Source organism: Chryseobacterium pyrolae (assembly GCF_025153485.1).
Classification (GTDB): Bacteria; Bacteroidota; Bacteroidia; order Flavobacteriales; family Weeksellaceae; genus Chryseobacterium; species Chryseobacterium antibioticum.
This window is the reverse complement of record NZ_JANZQH010000011.1, coordinates 18,803-39,583: the sequence shown is the minus strand read 5'-3', so window position 1 is coordinate 39,583 and position 20,781 is coordinate 18,803. Positions and strand designations below refer to the sequence as shown.

The following is a 20,781-nucleotide window of genomic DNA, read 5'->3' as shown; positions in this document are numbered from 1 at the left end:
CCTTTCCTGTAAAACACAAAAAGACTTTATGGGTATCGTGGTTTATTTATTTCTATTTGATGAATTCCGTTTTGAAAACTTCATCGTAATTATGTACGCAGTTGTTCACAAAACCTTGTTCAGCCATCCATTTATCGCTGTATACCTTAGTGATATATCTCGATCCGTGGTCAGGGAATATCAGGACAATGATATCATCCTTTGTAAGTTCATGAGACTGGGCATACTGAATCAGCGCCTGGGTTACGGCTCCTGTAGTATATCCACCCATGATAGCTTCCTTAAGGGCTATTTCACGGGTTCTATACGCAGACATCTCGTCATTTACCCGCACAAACTCATCTACCTTGTCAAAGAGAAGGGCTGCAGGGATCAAATTTTTCCCCATTCCCTCAATCTGATAAGGATGAACATCTTCTTTATGGATCTCTCCGGTTTCGTGGAAGCTCTTCAGGATAGAACCGTCGGCATCCACACCGATGATTTTAATATCGGGATTTTTTTCTTTTAAAAATTTTCCCGAACCGGACAATGTTCCACCTGTTCCAGTACAGGCAAAAAGGTGCGTTACCTTACCTTCTGTCTGCTCCCAAATTTCAGGACCGGTAGTCTTGTAGTGTGCATCAATATTCAATTCATTAAAATATTGATTGATGTAAACTGAATTGGGTGTCTCTGAAGCTATTCTTTTAGCTACTTCATAATATGATCTCGGATCGTCTGCTGCAACATTAGCGGGGCAGATGTATACCACAGCCCCTAATGCTTTTAAATAAGCAATTTTCTCAGGCTTGGTTTTATCGCTTACCGCCAGAATACATTTATATCCTTTAATAATACATACCATTGCAATAGAAAAACCGGTATTTCCGGAGGTAGTCTCTACAACTACAGAATCTTCCTTTAATAAACCTTTTTGTTCAGCGTTTTCTATAATATGAAGTGCTATTCTATCTTTTGTGGAATGTCCAGGATTATATGATTCTAACTTGGCATAAACGGTTGCAGGAATATCTTTTGTAACAGTATTAAGCTTCACCATAGGAGTATGTCCTATTAGGCCAAGAATATTATCGTAAACATTACTCATTATTTGTTATTTTCAATAAAAATCTGACCGCAAAAATACAAAAAAATAAATAATTACTAAACTTTTGTTTGATTTCAAGCCAGCGATTCAGCAAAATTTATTTTCTGATTTGCAATCTTCCGCCAAGTACCATCACAAATACTACGCCAAATTTTTTAAATTTTGTTAAAAACACCATAGAATGCTATAAAAGCCTTATTTTCGCGTAATTGATTTAATACTATGAAAAATTGGACTTTTAAGCAATGGAACACCGTTTTAGGATGGGTGATTTTTGTCATTGCATTTTTCACGTACTTGTCGACCATAGAACCCAATTTCAGTTTCTGGGACTGCGGTGAGTACATTTCCTCAGCTGTAAAACTTGAAGTAACGCACGCTCCCGGAGCGGCTTTATTCCAAATCGTGGGTGCCGTGGCAGCCATTTTTGCTTTAGGAAAAGGAGAAAATTATTCGATCGTAATCAATGCGATGTCTGCTTTGTTCAGTGCGCTTACGATTTTATTTTTATTCTGGACGATTACGCATTTTGTAAGAAGACTTTTAAACAAGGATTTTGATGAAGTAACCAAGCACCAGGAAATCTCCATTCTTTTTGCAGGAGCGGTAGGCGCATTGTGTTTCACCTTTTCAGATACGTTCTGGTTTTCTGCAGTAGAAGGGGAAGTATATTCTATGGCCTCCATGTTTATCGCGCTATTGGTGTGGCTGATTACCAAATGGGAAAACGAATACCTGGCGAAAGACAGTGAAAGATGGATCATCCTTATTTTCTTTGTATTAGGACTTTCTGTAGGAGTACACATGATGGGGATGTTGGCGGTTCCAGCCGTATGTCTGGTCTATTACGCCAGAAATTACAAATTTACCTGGAAAAACTTTATCTGGGCTAATGCAATCACACTGGGAATTTTGATCATTGTTTTCAAAATTATATTCCCTTTGATCATGACGATGTTCGGTAGACTGGAAATATTCTTTGTGAACGGACTTGGACTACCTTTCCACTCAGGAACGATAGTCGCGTTTATTTTAATGACGGTAGCATGTTTCTTTATTATTAAATATGCCAGAAGGGCTAAGAAAAATATCTACCAGACCGCTGCGTTATCTATTGTTTTTATGATCATTGGTTTCTCATGCTGGATGGTAATTCCTATCAGAGCGAATGCCAATCCACCAATGAACCTTAACGATCCTGATACTGCGATCGGTATGCTGGATTATTATAACAGAGAGCAGTATGGAGACTGGCCTACCATCTACGGACAAAATTATACGGCTTTCCTTGATGCGAACGGAATCGAAAAAAATGAAGACGGAAGTTTCAAAACTAAAAAGACGGGTGAAATCTACGAAAAAGATGAGAAAACCGGAACGTACAGAAAAACAGGAGACCGATTTAATTATACGTTCAGCAAGTCTCAGATAAGCTTAATGCCTAGAATGTTCAATGAAGATAAAGATGTGATGGCTAATTACATTTCAATGTATGGAGCTCCGGATTTTACCTTCAATTACGCGAATGAAGAGGTAGCTGATAATCCTCAGGCAAAACAGATATTCGATGAGTTGAGAGGGAAATATGAGGATAAATCGATCACAGCAGCAGATTATCTGAAAGTGAAACCTTATAATTTAATCAATGTTCAAAAGCCTTCACTGGCTCAGAATATGGATTATTTCATTACGTTTCAAAATGGATATTACTTCGTAAGATATCTGATGTGGAACTTCGTAGGAAGACAAAATGACCTTGAAGGAAACATGGAAAACACAAAAGGAAACTGGATCTCCGGGATTTCTTTTATCGATAATGCTTTACTTGGAAATCAGGATAAAATGCCTGCTAAATTCCAAAATGAAAGTACCGTGAAATTCTTCTTTTTACCTTTAATCTTAGGATTGATTGGTTTCTTTTTCCAGTTAAACAGAGACTTCGGAAGATTTTACGCATTGCTTTCATTATTTGTTTTAACAAGTGTGGGAATCGTTTTTTATACGGGAGTAAAACCTTTTGAACCAAGAGAGAGAGATTATGCAATGGTAGGTTCCTTCTATGCATTTGCCATCTGGATCGGACTGGGAGCCGGAGCTATTTTATGGTTCATCCAGTCTAAAGTAAAATCGAATGGAGCGAATATCGCTTTAGGGGTGGTTTTATTAGGAGTTCCTTTTATGATGGGTTTCCAGAACTACAATGTACACGATAGAAGCAACAGATATACAGCATATGATTATGCATATTCAGTATTAAAGTCACTTCCGAAGAACGATATTTTATTCGTTTACGGAGATAACGATACCTATCCTGTATGGGCGATTCAGGAAACTGAAAGATTCAGAGATGACGTGAAAGTGGTTAACTTCACCCTTGCTTCAACGCCGTGGAACCTAGATCAGATTAAGAGAAAAACTTACAATGCAGCAGGAATTCCTAGTGAATTGACGCATGAAGATTACAGAGATGGTGTGAATGACCAGATCTATATGATGAAGAAAGAAGACTGGGAAGGGGTGTTTTCTATGTTAAAAGAACAGGGCGTTCCGGATACCCAATTCGGAGCCTTCAGAAAATATCTTACACAGGATTCACTAACCTTGAAAGAGGCTGTTAATTTTATCAAGTTCAAGTCTCCTGAAAAAGATGAACTTCTTAAAATGTACTTCGGAGAAGAAAAATTTGAGAAATATAATATTCTTCCGGTGAACAAATTCATTCTTCCTGTTAATAAGGAAAATGCTTTAAAAGCAGGAATCATTACCCAGGCAGACCTTCCAAACGTTGTTAACCAGATCATGATTACTTATAAAGGAAACACCCTTTATAAAAACAACCTGATCATGCTTGATATGCTGGCGAATTTCGATTGGAAACGTCCGATTAACTTCTCATCAGGAGGAATCTACGACAGCGAAAATATCTTCTATCTGAACGAATATCTTCAGTTTGACGGATTCAGCTACCGCTTAGTTCCTATCCATACACCTCCAAATGCAGACGGAGATATGGGAAGAGTAGATACCAATTCTTTATATAATGTAGTGAAAAACTTCAGATGGGGTAATTTTAAACATTTAGATACTCACTTTGACGAAACGGCTACCTCAAATATCATGAGCTACAGAATGTCAGCGAGCAGAGCAGCTTCAGCATTGGCATTAAACGGGCAGAAAGCTAAAGCCGTGGAATTATTAGATCTTGCTTCAAAAGAAATTCCGGCTGAGAAATTCAATGATCCACGTTCATTAAGTGCTATGGTAACAGGATATATCATCGCAGGACAGGAGAAAAAAGGTCTTCAGCTGGCAGAAATCCTTAAGAAAGGAATTTTTGAAGAGTATGATTATTATTTAAGTCTTGCTCCGGCAGATCAGAACTTTGCAAGAAGACAGATGAGAACAAAACCAATGGAATATTCTCTTGTTGTTTCTGCAGTTACCGATGCTTACAAGAAATTAGGACAGGATGATAAAGCTTATGAATACCTGGTAAAATCTATAGAGCCGATCGACAAAAAGTTCAATACATTTATCAAAGAGCTTCAGCTCATGGGTAAAGAAAAAGCCATAAAAGAGTCTGAAAATGTGCAGAAGATCACTCCTTTCTACCAATACTTATTTGATGTGATGGAACCTTTTGATTCTACTTATTCAAAAGAAAAAGAAGAACAGATCACCACATCGATTATCAAAGTAACACAATAAACTCACTCATAAAAACGGAACTTCGGTTCCGTTTTTTTTGTTATTGGGATTCATGAATTTTAAGATTATATTTGTGATATTAAAAATACATGATGACTGAAACTAAAAATAGCAGGCTCCCGATTTATGCCGTGATTTTTACGGTAGTTTTTAAACTTCTTTTTTTATTGACCCATTATATTCAGGAAGATGCGTTCATTACCTGGAGGGTAGCTCAGAATTTGTTAGACTATGGAGTGATAGGCTTCAATGGAGATTCCAAAATCTCAGCGTCTACCACCCATCTGTATGTTTTCGTATCCTATTTATTCAATCTGATTTTTGGGAAAGAATATTTTATAGAGCCACTATTGATTTTTAATTCCATCCTTTTTACCATAGGAACATTATTTCTAGCGAATCTGACGCTTAAAAATCCCTGGCATAAAGCTATTTTTATATTTCTGATAGGAATTCTGCCGCCAGCAGTGAAAATCTCTATTTTAGGAATGGAATACGGGATACTTTTCTTCCTCGAAATGGCTCTTTTGTATTACGGGTTCAGTAAAAATAAAAAATGGGCACTGATTCTCCTGCCAGTTCTGATTATGTTTACGAGGATTGACACGGTCATTTTCCTTGGAATTGTATTCCTGGTTGATGTTTTTTGGAACAGAAAGATCAGATGGAAATACGTTTTCGGAGGTCTTCTGGGCATTTTGTCTTTGCTTTCCTTTAACTGGCTTTATTTTGGAGAACTGGTGAATAATACCATTGTAGCCAAGAAACTCCTTTACGAACACAACTTCACTTTTGAGCAGAATCTTAACTATTTCTGGGTAAGCTTCGGGAATTTCTGGGGAATGCTGAAACTTCCGGGAAACTTCAATCCGGTAACAGTTATTGTCCTGATCTTCGAATTGCTATGTTTTATTTATCTTGTAAGACAAAGAGAAAGAAGGAATTATTATTTATGGATGATCTTCCTTTTCGGATGGGCGAAACAGATTATTTTTATCTCTCAAAAAAGCTTATTCGACTGGTATTACTGGGTACCCCAACTTCTGCTTTTCGTTCCGGTTCTTATTTTTGTGCTGGAGCAGAAGGAGAAACGAAATCTATGGCTATCTCTTCTGGTTGTATTTTATATTTTCCCGATGACGGTTTTTCAAACCATTCATTCCATTGCCACAGGAAACGGAGAATGGAATTACCGCAGAAAGATCGGATTGTTTTTAAATAGTTATGAAAAAGATAAGAATCAGTGGATTCTGTTGGAACCTGCTGGCTATGTTCCTTATTTTTCGGGGTTAAAAACAATTGATGAAGTAGGATTGGTAGACAAGCAGATCCAGACGGAAGTGAAAAAAGATAAAGCCCATTATTGGATCAATACTGTAAAAAAGAGACAACCCAAATATCTTCTTTCTTACAAAAACTTGTTTGAAGGAGATGATGCAGAGTATTACCAAACCCATTACCAACTTCTGAAAGAATTTAGAGTAAAAGACAATTTGAACAGTGACAACCGTATCCTCGAAAAGATCTATCATCTTAAACCATCCGGAACGGATTATAATTTATATGTGAAGATTGATTAAAAAAAGAAGTTAGAAACTAGAAATTAGAAGTTAGATGTGCACACTTAGTACTTTCAAACACTTTCCCCTGCAACCTAAAACCTACTATCTAATCCCTAAAAAATTATGAAATACTGTGCTTTTCTCCGCGGCGTCAATGTAAAAGGAACCAATATGAAAATGGCTGATGTATGTCAGGTCTTTAAAGAAGCCGGAATGAATGACGTTGGTTCTGTGCTGGCTTCTGGAAATATTGTTTTCTCTTCGGATAAAAATGCCGGGGATTTAAAGAGAATTTTAGAACAAGCTATGTCTGTTCATTTTTCTTATGAAGCTTTTTTATTCATAAGATCCCAGGAAGAAACGGAGGTGTTCTGGAACAGCATTCCTTTTGAAAAAAATGATGATCTGCACATGTATGCTTTTGTAGGTAATCCCGGGGTGGAAACTGTTTTAATGGAAGAGTTTACAAAGGCTTCTAAAACTGAAAACGAAAAAGCTGAAATCATTGAGAACATATTGTACTGGCAGGTCCCAAAAGGAAATACTCTGGATTCATCATTTGGAAAAGTCCTGGGAAAGAAAAATCTTAAAGATCAGTTTACCAGCCGGAATGTGAATACCTTTGAAAAGATTTTGAAGAAAATGATTTCTTGAGACGTTTTGAGAATACTATTTCCCGCAGATCTCGCAGATTACAGGGATGATTGTTTATTATTTTTATTCAACTATTATAATGGGATAATTGAGGTTATAAGTTATTTGTAAAACCCACCGATAAAAATCTGCGTAATCCGTGACATCTGTGGGAGGAAAAAATATAATTTCAGCCAGGAATTCACGGATTGATACTAATGATTATATAATTTTTTTTTAATAATTTGATTCTAAATGTTTTTTGATCTTCAACCCCTCTTCATTATTTTTCTCTAATCTCTAATCTCTAATCTCTAATCTCTAATCTCTAATCTCTAATCTCTAATCTACAGTCTATCATCTTGGTTCTTGGTTCTGGAATCTTATATCTATTCCCCCAAAATAATTTCCGATTCTGAAACTTTATAAGTATTTTTACTGAACTTTTTAATTCAAATAAAAAATGATCCAGTATTTAGATAATATCCAACACAAAGATTCAAAAAACTTTTTCCTTATTGCTGGTCCGTGTATCATTGAAGGTGAGGACATGGCATTGAGAATAGCCGAGAAAGTAATCCAGATCACAGACAAATATAATATTCCTTATATTTTCAAAGGAAGCTTTAAAAAAGCGAACAGAAGCCGTGTAGATTCTTTTACAACGATTGGCGAAGAAAAATCCCTGGAAATCCTTAGAAAAGTAGGGGAAACTTTCAATATTCCCACGACGACGGATATCCACGAAAACGGTCATGCGGCATTGGCTGCACAATACGTTGACGTGTTACAGATTCCTGCATTTTTAGTACGTCAGACCGATCTTTTGATTGCTGCAGCAGAAACAGGGAAATGCGTTACTTTGAAAAAAGGACAGTTCCTTTCTCCTGAATCCATGAAATTTGCTGTTCAGAAAGTAACAGATTCCAATAACCAGAAAGTGGCCATCATCGAAAGAGGAAATTCTTTCGGATATACAGACCTGGTTGTAGATTACAGAGGTATTCCTACCATGAGAGAGTACGCACCGGTTATTTTGGATGTTACCCACTCATTACAGCAGCCTAACCAGAGCTCCGGAGTTACCGGTGGAAGACCTGATCTTATAGAAACGGTGGCGAAAGCTGGAATTGCCGTAGGAGCAGACGGAATCTTTATTGAAACCCATCCTACACCGGAAACCGCTTTATCAGACGGAGCAAACATGTTAAGATTAGATTTATTGGAAGATTTGTTACAAAAATTAACAAGAATCAGAGAATCAATTTTGTAATTGTTAAAAAATCCCTATTTTTAGAAATTCTTAAAATATTTCTTTTGAAAAAACTAGTTTTACCGTTGAGCCTTATGGTTCCTATGCTTATTTTCTCTCAAAATAAAAAAAGAGATACAGCAGAAAAAGTAACCGATATTGAGGAGGTCGTTTTCCAGAAAAAAGTGGTTGGAAGAACGAACGACATTACCAATGTCAAGATTTCAGCAAAAGATGCCCAAAGTGTTGCCTCTATAAGTGGTGGAATTGAAGGACTTCTTAAAACACTTCCTTCCGTAAACTCCAACACCGAGCTCTCTTCCCAATATATGGTACGTGGTGGAAACTATGACGAAAATCTTATTTACATCAATGATATTGAGATCTACAGACCTTTTCTGATCAGAAATTCGCAGCAGGAAGGAATGAGTATTATCAATCCTGATATGGTTTCCGCAGTGAACTTCTCTGCCGGAGGATTTGAGCCTAAATATGGCGACAAAATGTCTTCAGCACTGAATATTTACTACCGTGAACCTGAAAAATTTGAACTTTCAGGAGAAGCAAGTTTGATCGGTGGAAGACTGACAGCGGGTTTGGCTTCAAAAAATAAAAAACTGACTGCCTTGTTTTCAGGCAGATACAGAAATACCAATCTTGTTCTGAATACATTGAATGAGGATACGGATTTCAACCCTACGTATTGGGACTTTCAATCCTATATCAACTATCATTTCAACGATAAATTCTCCTTGTCATTCATTGGATATTATTCCAAGAATGATTATGAAATGGTTCCTAAAGCGAAAAGTGTCACTTTCGGAAGTCTTAATCAGCCTATTACAGTGAATATTGGCTATCGCGGACAGGAGCAGGATATGTACAAAAATATGATGGGAACTTTCTCCATGAACTATAAGCCGTCCGACAAATGGAAGCTTACCTTGGACAGTTTTGCCTATCAGAACAGAGAAAAAGAATATTATTCTATTGCTTCAGGTTATGAAATCCAGACTTTTGATCCTATAACACAGTCTCCAAATCCTTCTTTTGATGGAGGAGGACAGATAGAGCATGCAAGAAATGATCTGTACGTAAGAACGTACGGAACGCAGTTCAGAGCCAAGTTTTCTCCCAATATCAATACCGATATAGAAGTAGGCTTTAAGTACGAAAAAGAGAACCTGAATGATAATACCAATGAATGGAAACTGGTAGATAATGCAGGGTACAGCATTCCGCGCCCAATAGATGATCCAAGAACTGGCGGTACCGGAGACCTTAATCTGTTTTACCATATTGCCGGGAAAAATAATATAGAACCTTCCAGACTTTCTGCTTATGCACAGTATTCTCAGAAATTTTACTGGGGAGCCAGCAAAATATTTGTTAATGCCGGAGCCAGAGTTTCCAACTGGAGTTTCAATAAAGAAACGATCTTCTCACCAAGATTTCAGTTTGCAATAAAACCTGACTGGGATACCGATATGCTCTTCAAACTTTCAGGGGGAGTTTATTATCAGGCGCCTTTCTATAAAGAAATCAAGGATCTTGACGGAAACTTCAACTCCAATATAAAATCTCAGCGTTCCATGCAGTTAATTCTTGCCAACGACTACGAGTTTTATATGTATGACAGACCATTTAAACTGACTACAGAGGCTTACTATAAGAAAATGGATGATCTGATTCCTTACTATATGGATAATGTGAGAATCCGTTATTCCGGTAAAAATAATGCTTCAGGTTATGCTTATGGAATTGATACCAGACTGTTCGGGGAATTCGTTCCCGGAGTAGATTCTTGGTTGTCTGCAAGTTACGCCAGAGTATATGAAAACATAGACGGAAGAGGAGATATTCCAAGACCTACGGATCAGAGATTCAGATTTGCGATGTTCTATCAGGATTATATGCCGAAATTCCCGTCCATGCGTGTCAATCTTACTTTGGTCTACGCTATGGGACTTCCGAACGGAGCACCTGTTTTCACAGATCCTTATCAGTATCAGAAAACATTACCTTCTTATAAAAGAGTAGATTTAGGCCTTTCCAAAGTATTCATCGATTCCAAAGACAAGAAAAATCGTTCCGGTTTTTGGGGTAACTTTGAAGAATTAACCTTAGGGGTTCAGGTTTTCAATGCATTTAATATCAACAATACAGTGGCCAACCAGTGGATTACAGATTATAATACGAATGTAATGTATCCGGTTCCAGTGCGTCTTACAGGACGTTTCTTCAATGTGAAACTGGAATTTAAATTATAGAAATTAGAAGCTAGAGATTAGAAGTTAGTAGGGATTTCCTACAGCTTAGAAACTAATCAAACCAAAAGCTGAAAAATAAAGAAAGCTTCTGAATTGTTCAGAAGCTTTTTCATTGGGCAGAATTTTATAACAAGTATACAGAATTTTATAACAGTGGTTTCAGAGATATTTTTACCTTTGTCCTATCAATGAAAAAGATTCTCGCCATATTTTTCTCTGTTTTCTACTTTGGATTTTCTTCCGGAGCAGCTTTCAGCGTACACTTCTGTATGGAGGAGTTTGTTTCTGTAAGTCAGAAAACCACTGATATCTGTGGCAAATGTGGCGTTAAGGAAAAAAAAGGATGTTGTAAAACTGAGGTTAAAGTCGTAAAAGTAGATGATTCACAGAAATCTAATCTGCTGATGATTGATTTTTTAAGCCAGATCGCTCCAACGTTTACACAGCACCCGTTTTTCTTTACCGACCAGTCTTTTTCAGCTTCAAAATTCACCCGTATCAGAATCAATGGGCCGCCCGAGTACAGGCCGGTTCCCATCTACATCAATCATTGTCATTTTAGAATTTAAGATCCGTCTGTTGTCTGTAGTGTTCAGATGAGCATTCCTTCGTGGACAACACGGTTCAACGCATCATGCGTTTCAATTATTCTTATTAAAATTAATTCTAAAATTTAAAACAATGAAAAAGTATATCATTACAGCAGCAATATCTCTATTTTCCATGAGTTCACTTTCTGCACAGTCTAAAAAAGACGCTCAGGTTTCAAAACTATATCAGAACTATATTGCTATTAAATCAGCTTTGGCTTCAGATGATGCAGACAAAACTTCAAAAGCAGCTTCAGAATTCATCAAAACAGCCTCAACCGTTGATTATAAATCAATTTCGGAGGGTAATCTTACTATTCTAAGAAAAGACGCCACAGTGATCTCGGATGCCCGAAATATTACCGCTCAGAGAGAAACATTTTCTAATCTTTCTGAGAATATGATCGCTTTAACGAAAGAATTCAAGCTTTCTGAAAAACCGGTTTACATACAATATTGTCCAATGGCCGACTCAAGCTGGTTAAGCAATGAAAAACAGATCGCGAATCCATATTACGGAAAATCTATGCTTTCTTGCGGAAATGTAAAGTCAGAAATCAATTAATTATTGTATTTAATTTTAAAACAATAAGTTGTATAGCTTAAGTTCTAAGTGACTTTAAGCTGTACATCTTTAAAAAGTTCGGAATATTATGAAAAAACTAATCATATTTCTGGTGCTTTTGTTCTCTGTTTTTACTTTCGCACAAACAACGAAAACGTATTATACCTGTCCCATGCATCCTGAGGTGGTGTCTTCAAAACCGGGAGATTGCCCAAAATGCAAAATGACGCTGGTCAGGAAAACCGTTGTGGTAAAACCTAAAGTTGTGGCGAAGCCAGAGCAGAAAACAGGACAAAAGCCTGCAGAAATTAAAATGAATAAAGTTAAAGTTAAGACTGAGGCTAAGGCTAAGATGAATGCAAAGCCAAAAATGAAAGAGGCCGGAAGAAATAAGCCTGATACAAAGGCTAAACCTTCCCAATCTCATTCTCAACATCAACCTCAATCTTCTCAATCTCAAAGTAAATCTCTTTATAGTTGTCCCATGCATCCTGAAGTGACTTCGGATAAACCGGGAAAATGCCCGAAATGCGGAATGGAACTGGTAGAAAATGAAAGTCATCAGCATATTGTTGCAGAAGAGCCGAAAGCAAATCCATCTGTATTCAAAAGAAATTCTGAAAACGGGAAAGTGACTTTCGGGGGAAAAACAGTGAGATATGATCTCTATGTAAAAGATACGATTGTCAATTTTACAGGAAAAAACCGTAGAGCTCTTGCCATCAATGGAAAACTGCAGGCACCGACTTTATATTTTACAGAAGGAGATACCGCAGAAATTTACCTTCACAATATGCTGAAGGAAAATACCGGACTGCACTGGCATGGAGTGATTCTTCCCAATGAACAGGATGGAGTTCCATACCTTACCACAAAACCTGTAACGCCTGGAGAAACACATTTGTATAAGTTTAGGGTATCTCAAAACGGAACCTATTGGTACCATTCCCACGAAGCACTTCAGGAACAGATTGGAATGAATGGGATTTTAGTATTCAATAAAAGAGAAGGCGAGCCTAAACCTTCCTATACACAAGAAATTCCGGTACTGCTAGGGGATTGGAGCGATGAAGACCCAATGCAGATCGCAAGAAGGCTCCACATGGCGAATACGGATTGGTATGCTATTAAAAAAAATGCAGTACAAAGTTATTGGGAAGCCATTAAATCCGGAAATTTTGGGACAAAAGCCTTAAATGAGTGGAAAAGAATGGAGGCTATGGATGTAAGTGATGTCTATTACGATAAATTTCTCATCAACGGACTTCCCAGCTCTGACTATTCTAATCTGAAAGCAGGGGATAAAGTTAGACTGAGAGTGGCCAACGGCGGATCATCCACATATTTCTGGCTGAACTACGGTGGCGGAAAAATAAAAGTAGTTGGAAACGATGGAAATGATGTGGTTCCGGTAGAAGTTGACCGCCTTATCGTTGGAGTTTCCGAAACCTATGATATTGAAGTCACAATTCCTGAGAATAAGAGTTTTGAATTCCGTTCGACGTCGGAAGACAGGGTAGGACATGCTTCATTATGGCTGGGTTCCGGTGAAAAAGTGGAGGCTCCGAACCTGCCGAGACTGTTGTTGTTTGAAGGAATGAAAATGATGAACGGAATGATGGAAATGAGCGGGAATATGAAGCCTATGAATATGACGATGGGCAATCAGATGATGGACATGAATGAAGTGATGTATCCCGAACTTTCTGAAAGCCAGAGAAAAATGACGATGAAACACATGAATGAAATGATGGGCGTTAAAACCAAGGAAGAAGATCATTCAGGCACTGAACATGGAAATCATTCAGATATGGATATGAAAGAAGAAAAGCCCATCAAAAGACTGTCATACAATCTTTTAAAGTCTCCTGAAAAGACGATTCTGCCGGATGAGAATGTAAGAGAGTTAAAATTTACACTGGAAGGAAATATGAATCAGTATCTCTGGACGCTGGATAATAAAACGGTAACAGAAACAGATAAAATCCTGGTTAAAAAAGGCGAAATCCTGAGAATTACGATGTACAACAATTCGATGATGCGCCATCCAATGCATCTTCACGGCCATGATTTCAGACTGATCAATTCAAAAGGAGAATATTCCCCATTGAAAAATGTAGTAGATATCATGCCGATGGAAACCAATACGATTGAGTTTGCAGCCAATCAGGACGGTGACTGGTTCTTCCACTGCCATATTTTATACCATATGATGGCCGGAATGGGAAGAATATTCAGCTATGAAAATTCAAAACCGAATCCACAGTTGCCGGACAGAAAGCTGGCCTGGAAAAATTTCCTGAAGGACAATAAAATGATCAGCTCCATGGGAATGCTGGATATTGCAAGCAATAAAGTCCATGCAGAGAGTATGACGATGTTCGGACCAAGATGGGCCAATCTGAATCAGTTTCATTCTAACTGGGATTTTGATCACTTTGAAGGCAATGTAAAAGTAGGAAGATTCCTGGGGAAATTCCAATGGGCGCTTCCTTATGCAGGATTCAGAATTCAGAAAAACCACGAGATCATGGAGAGACAGATGGCTGAAGATATGGGAATGAAATTCCGTGGCAAAAAGACCTGGTTTGGACAACAGAAAGCAGCAAAAGACCAATATGCATTCATGGTTGGTGTGCAGTATATGTTACCGATGCTGGTTACCGCAGATGCAAGTGTTGATCAGAATGGAAAAGTATTGCTGGAATTAAGTAGGGAAGATATTCCCATTTCCAGAAGGATAAGAGGAAATTTCAGCCTCAATTCTGACGGAGAATTTTCAACAGGACTGAGATATATTCTACAGAAATGGGTGTCAGTGTCCGGAAATTATGATAATGAAATGGGCTGGGGAGCCGGATTAACTTTAACCTACTAATGAGAGGCTGCCGGATAAGGCAGTCTTTTTTATTTTGAAAGCATTAGTGTCAACTATGTTTAAAAAATAAAAATAGAAAACAAGCTTTACATTTCCAGCCGAATAATTTTTTCTGCCAGCTTTTGATTCTTGCTTTCCGGAATTAATCGCATCAAAAAATTACGCAAGGCATTTCCCTTTTCCCACTGAGAAATCTTACCGATTTTCCAGCTTGTGTCTACGACGTAATCAACTTTTTTTCTTCTGATCTTTTGAAATTCTTCAAAAATAGCATTAAAATCCCGGTTCTTTTCCAATAATTGGCCAATGACATAAGCGTCTTCGATAGCTTGGCAAGCGCCCTGACCCATATTTGGAGTGGTTGCGTGGGCGGCATCTCCAATCAGACACAGGTTATCAGAATACCAGGAAGGAATAGGAGACAGGTCAATAATATCATTAAGAATAATATTTTCTTCTAAAGTTGCTTCAAGAATGTCCAAAACAAGAGGGTGAAAGTCTTCAAAATAATCACATAGTTTCAAATAATGGGTGTGCTTTTTTTCATTCACCAAAGCATACCAATACAACTTGGTGTCTGAAATCTTCACAAAACCGAAGCGCTTTCCCTTTCCCCACATTTCAATGGCTTCCTGATTAAACTCTTCGGGCAAATCAAATTCTGCCAGTCCACGCCAGCATTTCTGTCCTGCATTACGGATGTTTCCTGTTCCCAGGATCTGATCTCTGATCTTAGATTTTATCCCGTCTGCGCCAAAAACTATTTTACTTTCTGCCTGAACCCCATTTTCAAAATGTAAGGAGTAATGGTCTTTCTTTTCAATCTTACTTAAAGAGTGATTGAGCTGAATATGTTCATATCCGATGTTTTCTGCCAGAATTCTCTGCAGTTCAGCCCTGTGAATGGCTACATTACAGGAATTGTATTTTTTCTCAAGGGCAAGAATACTGGTCTTCGTGATAGGTTTTAAAGACTCGTCGGTAATGGAAATCCCATGGATCTTATTTCCTGCATTTTCAATTTTTTCTTTTAAACCCAGTCTGTCGAAGATCTGCATAGCATTAACAGCCATCATAATTCCGGCTCCAACAGGTTTTATTTCCGGTGCAGATTCATAGACTGTACAGTCAAACTGATGTTGTTTCAGAATATTTCCCAGGGCCAGTCCGCCGATTCCGGCGCCTATTATTGAAATGGTGTTCATCAGAATCGGTTTGATCTTTTTTAAAGCGTTAAAATATAATTCTCAGATACTTTTTTAAATCCGTATTTATTGAAAAAATGATGAGCTCCCGTATTGTTGAGCCCGCTTTCCAGCATCATAAAGCTGATATTCCAGTTTTTAGATTCTTCCACAGCCTTTTCCAACAGGGTGCTTCCGAGTGATTGTCCTCTGAGGGAATGGTCTAAAAGCATATCTTCCAGTACCGCATAATTTTTGAATCCGTTGATGATATTGAAAACCAGCATTCCTATAATTTTTCCAGCTTCATTTTCAGCAATCAGAATGTTTAATTTTGAATTTTGATCAGCAACAAATCCGGATTCAAACTGTGCAGTTAATATGGCTTTAAGGTCAGGATTCCAGTGGTTTGAATCCAAAGCTCTGCCTGAAATAATTTCGCCATGCGAGATGTAGGAATCCGTTTTATGGGTGATAAAAAAATCGACCAGTTCTTCAGTCCGGGTAGTGTCGGAAAGCCATTTTGTGGTGTAGTTCATTGCTTTATTTCAATTTTTTCAGTTCATTAAGTAATTGATTCTGTTTATTGATGAAATTTTCCAGACTGTCTGTTTTCAAAGGATGTGCATTCTGGTATTTTTCGATCTCAGGAAGGGTTTTCCTGATTTTAAAAACTACATATTGATCATGTAATTTTTCTCTATTTTTATTAACTTCACTAATCAGATCCTTTATACGCTTAATTTTTAAGTTATATTTTTCAGAGCTTGTTTTGATTTCTGCTTCAACTTCATGTTTTAAAAGAGAATCTTTTATTGCTCTTGTCAATGAATTGGCATTATCGTAATAAGTTTCGGTCTTACCAAGTACATCATTATACTGAGACGTTACTTTTTCTGTTTCTTCATTTGTCTTTTTTACTCTATCGTCCAAAGCCTGAAGATTTTTATCATTTTTCAGCAGTTCAGCATAAATCTGGTGAACCATATTTTCATCACGATAACTCTCAAGAGAACCTGAAACTGATGATTTTGCATTATCAACAGCATTTTCTACAGCCGGAGTATTCTCAGGCTTATTTTCTGTACAGGAAAGTATTGATAAGGCCAGTGCAGAAGCGAAAAGTATTTTTTTCATAATTTTTAGATTGGGTTGTATTCCTTATTAGTTGGTAATACTTTAAAAATTGTTACATCCTTTATGCAACCGAATGTAAATCGAAGTTTTTATTTTTAAAATTTAAAGTGATCTTAAAACTTCCCAGGCCTGTATCTCCTTTTATTTCCAGTATATTATCATGTATCTTTTTATAAGAAGTTTTAAAGTTTAGGGAAACGTAAGGGAAAATTTCCGGGCTACTACTCACTTGTAAAATCGGTTTATTGAAAGGAATGATAAAGACCTCATGTTCTAAAAAAACGATATCTGCCTTGCAATAAGTAAGTTTTGTACTCATTTTTGAATAGCTTTCGATATTGGTTTCAATATTTTTTATTACCGTATAATTTCTGTCTTTGATATACCTAAAAAAAAGGGTGCGTCTATTCTTATGATAAAAATAAAGCACGAGATTAATCAGAATAAAAAATAGAATGATCCCTCCGATCAAAAAGTATACATCTGCATTCATAGATACAAAAATAAAAAAACGGAGCCTGAAAACAGACTCCGCATACATTGTTTTGCGCTAAAATTTATTTACCTAAATAAGATTTCAAAATCTTACTTCTGGTATTGTGCTTCAATCTCTTGATCGCTTTTTCTTTGATCTGACGGACTCTCTCTCTTGTAAGATCGAAAGTTTCGCCGATTTCTTCCAAAGTCATCGGGTGTTTTCCGTTCAATCCGAAGTATAATCTTACCAGATCAGCCTCTCTTGGAGTCAAAGTATTCAATGCTCTTTCAATCTCAATCTGAAGAGATTCAAGCATCAGATCTTTGTCCGGACTTGGAGATTCTCCTGAACGCAATACGTCATAAAGATTAGAATCTTCACCTTCTACTAAAGGTGCATCCATGGACAGGTGTCTTCCGGAGTTTTTCATAGATTCTTTAATATCTTCCTCACTCATGTCAAGAACTTCAGCCAATTCTTCCGGAGAAGGGGGTCTTTCATTTTCCTGCTCAAGGTGAGCGTATGCCTTATTAATTTTATTGATGGAGCCGATTTTATTCAACGGAAGCCTTACAATTCTTGACTGCTCAGCTAAAGCTTGTAAAATTGACTGACGAATCCACCAAACCGCATAAGAGATAAATTTGAAACCTCTAGTTTCATCGTACCTTTTTGCTGCTTTCATCAATCCTAAATTACCTTCATTAATTAAATCGGGTAAAGAAAGACCTTGATTTTGGTATTGTTTAGATACAGAAACTACGAAACGAAGGTTGGCTTTGATTAATTTCTCAAGTGCAGCTCTGTCGCCCGCACGTATTTTTTGTGCCAAATCTACTTCTTCGTCCGCAGTGATCAGTTCCACTTTACCAATTTCCTGCAAATACTTGTCTAATGAAGCAGTTTCCCTGTTGGTTACCTGCTTAGTGATTTTTAATTGTCTCATCTATTATTATCCTCAAAAAAGAGTTACTATATATTATACGTATGAAGGGGTAAAAAGGTTACACCAGTTTTAATTATTTTTTAAATTAAGGGGTGGAAGGTAGATAAAAGAGTCAAGAGTCTAGAACCAAGAGCCAAGATGAGAGACCTCAGATTTCAGACAGAGTTGTTTGAACGTAAATTTATATGATCATTTTTTTACCTTTATTTTCTCAGCCTCAACCTTAAATTCCCAACAAAAAAAAGCGAAACCAAAGTCCCGCTTTTATAGTGAAGAATGAATAATTAAAAATTAAAAATTCTTTTTATCGTTTAAGTTATTAATCAGGAATCGGTAACTCAATTAATGAGCAACCGGAAACCCACAATCATTAAAACAATTCGTTCAATAATTTTGCCAGTCTAAGACCTCCGTAAAGAAGCTGTCTTTCAAGGGTTTCATTGAATTTGTACTGATAATCGTACGATAATTTTGAATCGTTTGGAGTCTGTGCATAGATCTTATTGGCGATCTTGTGCGAATCATACAACCAGTCTTCTACAGTTCCTGCCTGAATCTGCGCCACTTCATCCTTAGATTTAATGTCCAGAAGTTTTGCATATTCTGTGTAGCTGTATTTCTGAGAATCTACCAGTTTTCCGTCCCATACAGAGTGAAGATTGGTTTTATCGCCGAAATAAGTAACATTGATTTTGTTTCCACCAAGATCTTCAGCTCTTCCTACGTGAAGAGGCTGGGAAAGGTCTCCCATAATATGAATAAGGAAGATCAAAGCAATTTTTCTGTCTTTTTCAGAGGTTTTCTCGTCTTTGATCTGGCTGGACAAAGTGTTCACCTGTGTATAAAGACTTGGACCTGCCTGCATTTTCAGGTTTTGACCAAAAGCTTTAAAATCTGCCTGTGGATCAATGTTTACGTAATGCCATGATGAAGCCTGCTTCCATGCACCGGTGGTATCAGATTTGATAAAATCCGGCCAGTTTGCCCAATAAGCAAGACGTTCTTTACCCATTATTTTTTTGATCTCTCTTCTTGCTTTACCCGAAAGATGGTTCTCTGCGATCTCTGCGATCACACGGTGTCCCGTTAAGCCCCATGCAAAAGAGTAAAGTGAAGATGAAATGAATGCTAAAATCAGAATTTTAGAATAAATACTTTTCATTATAAATAACATTTTACAAGCTGCAAAGATACGGTCCGGTTTCCGAACCTCCATCAATTATGATTAATTTCTTATCCCAGATATGTTAATAAAACTTAATCTAAATAACGGGAACCCGGTATAAAATTCTCCGAAATTCGAAAATTAAAAGGATATTGCATTATAAATATCTATGTCTCAAGGAGAAGCTTTGATATTAAAATTTTGACGCTTAAACTTGGAAAAACGCTGTATTACCGTATTTTCACGGAATTTGTCATATAGTATCCCCATTAATGTTAATAAATTAGTACTTTTAAACTAAAATTATTGGTAAATTATTTTTTCAAACTTATGAGATATATTATCTTTACAAGTCATAATCACAGGAAACACTATGTATGAGAATAATATTGTAGACATGTATTACAATAAACTGCAGACCGACTTCAAAGCTGAAGCCGTGGCGGTGAACCTTTTGAAATATCAGCGTGCGGTAAGTAATATATTTATAGAACGGATCGGAATCAATGACCGTGCTTACCTGAAGGATATCAAAAGTATCTCGAGCAGTTATTTAGGATTTGATGAAGAAGTCTTTACGATAGAAACGTATAGAGAGGGTATTTATGACTATCTCCCGGAAGGGCTGTTTCATCCGCCGTCTTTGGGAGCTTCCAGAAAAAATGTGGATACAGTCGTTCGTGAGATCCGTAAACAGAAAAGAGTAGAAGAAGATGCCCGGAAGTTTTTCCGCCCTTTTGAACTTGAAGTTTTTTTTACAGAAATCAGTTCTCTGCTTAAAGAATCTGAGTTTGATATTTCAAGCAGTACAGATACGCTTTTGGAAACCGTGAGCGAGCTCTGGCCTCTTATTAAAATGCTTGACGAACAGAATGCTTATATTTTTATCTATATTTTGCCTTTTTTCCACCAGATCAGAGGCAATAAGAGATGGTTTGAAAGATGTATGACGGCTTTTCTGCAGGTACCGGTAGAAGTTACTTTTGCACCGAATATTATCGATAGAATAGAAAGGAATGACGATTCTATGTTATTGGGGAATTCAAAATTAGGGGTTACCTATATTCCAAGCGGAAAACATATGGATGGACAGCGGAACTGGGTGGTAAATATTGGCCCCATTCCTTATGCGGATATGAAAAAATATATTTCAGGAAGTCCGTTCAGAAATGTTTTGCAGGCTTTATATGATTATTTTCTTCCTGTAACGGTAGACGTGGAGGAAAATTTTGTTACAGAAAAAGAAGAATATTCATTCAGCCTGGAAGATGATGAAAGAAATGCCAGCCGTCTCGGATACTCTACATTTCTGTAAAATAATTT

At 37.2% G+C, this 20,781-nt stretch carries 16 protein-coding genes; 9 read left to right on the top strand and 7 right to left on the bottom strand.

Annotated elements, in window-relative coordinates; all coding sequences use genetic code 11:
• Positions 1-52 precede the first annotated feature (52 nt).
• Entirely contained in the window at positions 53-1,090 is a 1,038-nt protein-coding gene (locus tag NZD88_RS18840; protein WP_169233095.1) for a PLP-dependent cysteine synthase family protein, read from the bottom strand.
• A 222-nt stretch (positions 1,091-1,312) separates the two neighbouring features.
• Between NZD88_RS18840 and NZD88_RS18835 the strand changes: the two genes are divergently transcribed.
• The 8 genes from NZD88_RS18835 (at position 1,313) to NZD88_RS18800 (ending at position 14,548) form a co-directional block, all read left to right on the top strand.
• Positions 1,313-4,798 (top strand): glycosyltransferase family 117 protein, encoded by a 3,486-nt coding sequence (locus tag NZD88_RS18835; RefSeq protein ID WP_259831174.1) that lies wholly within the window; start codon positions 1,313-1,315, stop codon positions 4,796-4,798.
• A gap of 92 nt (positions 4,799-4,890) precedes the next feature.
• Positions 4,891-6,378 carry a hypothetical protein gene (locus NZD88_RS18830; RefSeq protein ID WP_259831173.1) on the top strand — a complete coding sequence of 496 codons (1,488 nt, stop codon included), beginning with the start codon at positions 4,891-4,893 and terminating at the stop codon, positions 6,376-6,378.
• Between the two features lie 105 nt (positions 6,379-6,483).
• Entirely contained in the window at positions 6,484-7,014 is a 531-nt protein-coding gene (locus NZD88_RS18825; protein WP_259831172.1) for a DUF1697 domain-containing protein, read from the top strand.
• A 442-nt stretch (positions 7,015-7,456) separates the two neighbouring features.
• A complete protein-coding gene (gene kdsA, locus NZD88_RS18820) occupies positions 7,457-8,266 on the top strand; it encodes a 3-deoxy-8-phosphooctulonate synthase (RefSeq protein WP_259831171.1) in 810 nt (269 codons plus the stop codon).
• Between the two features lie 44 nt (positions 8,267-8,310).
• Positions 8,311-10,515: a TonB-dependent receptor plug domain-containing protein gene (locus NZD88_RS18815; protein WP_259831170.1), complete on the top strand. Its 2,205-nt coding sequence runs from the start codon at positions 8,311-8,313 to the stop codon at positions 10,513-10,515.
• A gap of 188 nt (positions 10,516-10,703) precedes the next feature.
• On the top strand, positions 10,704-11,084 hold the full coding sequence (locus tag NZD88_RS18810) for an HYC_CC_PP family protein (RefSeq protein ID WP_259831169.1): 381 nt from the start codon (positions 10,704-10,706) through the stop codon (positions 11,082-11,084).
• Positions 11,085-11,196: 112 nt separating this feature from the next.
• Positions 11,197-11,670: a DUF3347 domain-containing protein gene (locus NZD88_RS18805; protein ID WP_259831168.1), complete on the top strand. Its 474-nt coding sequence runs from the start codon at positions 11,197-11,199 to the stop codon at positions 11,668-11,670.
• Positions 11,671-11,758: 88 nt separating this feature from the next.
• A complete protein-coding gene (locus tag NZD88_RS18800; RefSeq protein ID WP_259831167.1) occupies positions 11,759-14,548 on the top strand; it encodes a multicopper oxidase domain-containing protein in 2,790 nt (929 codons plus the stop codon).
• 86 nt (positions 14,549-14,634) lie between these two features.
• On the opposite strand, the gene NZD88_RS18795 is transcribed toward NZD88_RS18800, so the two are convergent.
• The 6 genes from NZD88_RS18795 to NZD88_RS18770 all read right to left on the bottom strand — a co-directional run bounded on the left by NZD88_RS18795 (position 14,635) and on the right by NZD88_RS18770 (position 19,455).
• Entirely contained in the window at positions 14,635-15,753 is a 1,119-nt protein-coding gene (locus tag NZD88_RS18795) for an FAD-dependent monooxygenase (protein WP_259831166.1), read from the bottom strand.
• Between the two features lie 20 nt (positions 15,754-15,773).
• The gene (locus tag NZD88_RS18790; protein ID WP_259831165.1) at positions 15,774-16,271 is read right to left on the bottom strand and encodes a GNAT family N-acetyltransferase; all 498 of its coding nucleotides are present in this window, start codon (positions 16,269-16,271) and stop codon (positions 15,774-15,776) included.
• Positions 16,272-16,275: 4 nt separating this feature from the next.
• Positions 16,276-16,869, bottom strand: coding sequence for a hypothetical protein (locus tag NZD88_RS18785; protein WP_259831163.1), 594 nt, complete (start codon positions 16,867-16,869; stop codon positions 16,276-16,278).
• Between the two features lie 61 nt (positions 16,870-16,930).
• A complete protein-coding gene (locus tag NZD88_RS18780) occupies positions 16,931-17,188 on the bottom strand; it encodes a hypothetical protein (protein ID WP_259831161.1) in 258 nt (85 codons plus the stop codon).
• Between the two features lie 238 nt (positions 17,189-17,426).
• Positions 17,427-18,293, bottom strand: coding sequence for a sigma-70 family RNA polymerase sigma factor (locus NZD88_RS18775; protein WP_055859010.1), 867 nt, complete (start codon positions 18,291-18,293; stop codon positions 17,427-17,429).
• Between the two features lie 370 nt (positions 18,294-18,663).
• Positions 18,664-19,455 carry a S1/P1 nuclease gene (locus tag NZD88_RS18770; RefSeq protein ID WP_259831156.1) on the bottom strand — a complete coding sequence of 264 codons (792 nt, stop codon included), beginning with the start codon at positions 19,453-19,455 and terminating at the stop codon, positions 18,664-18,666.
• A 400-nt stretch (positions 19,456-19,855) separates the two neighbouring features.
• Here NZD88_RS18770 and NZD88_RS18765 point away from each other — a divergent pair, with 400 nt between their 5' ends.
• A complete protein-coding gene (locus NZD88_RS18765) occupies positions 19,856-20,773 on the top strand; it encodes a type VI secretion system baseplate subunit TssG (RefSeq protein WP_228464548.1) in 918 nt (305 codons plus the stop codon).
• Positions 20,774-20,781 lie beyond the last annotated feature (8 nt).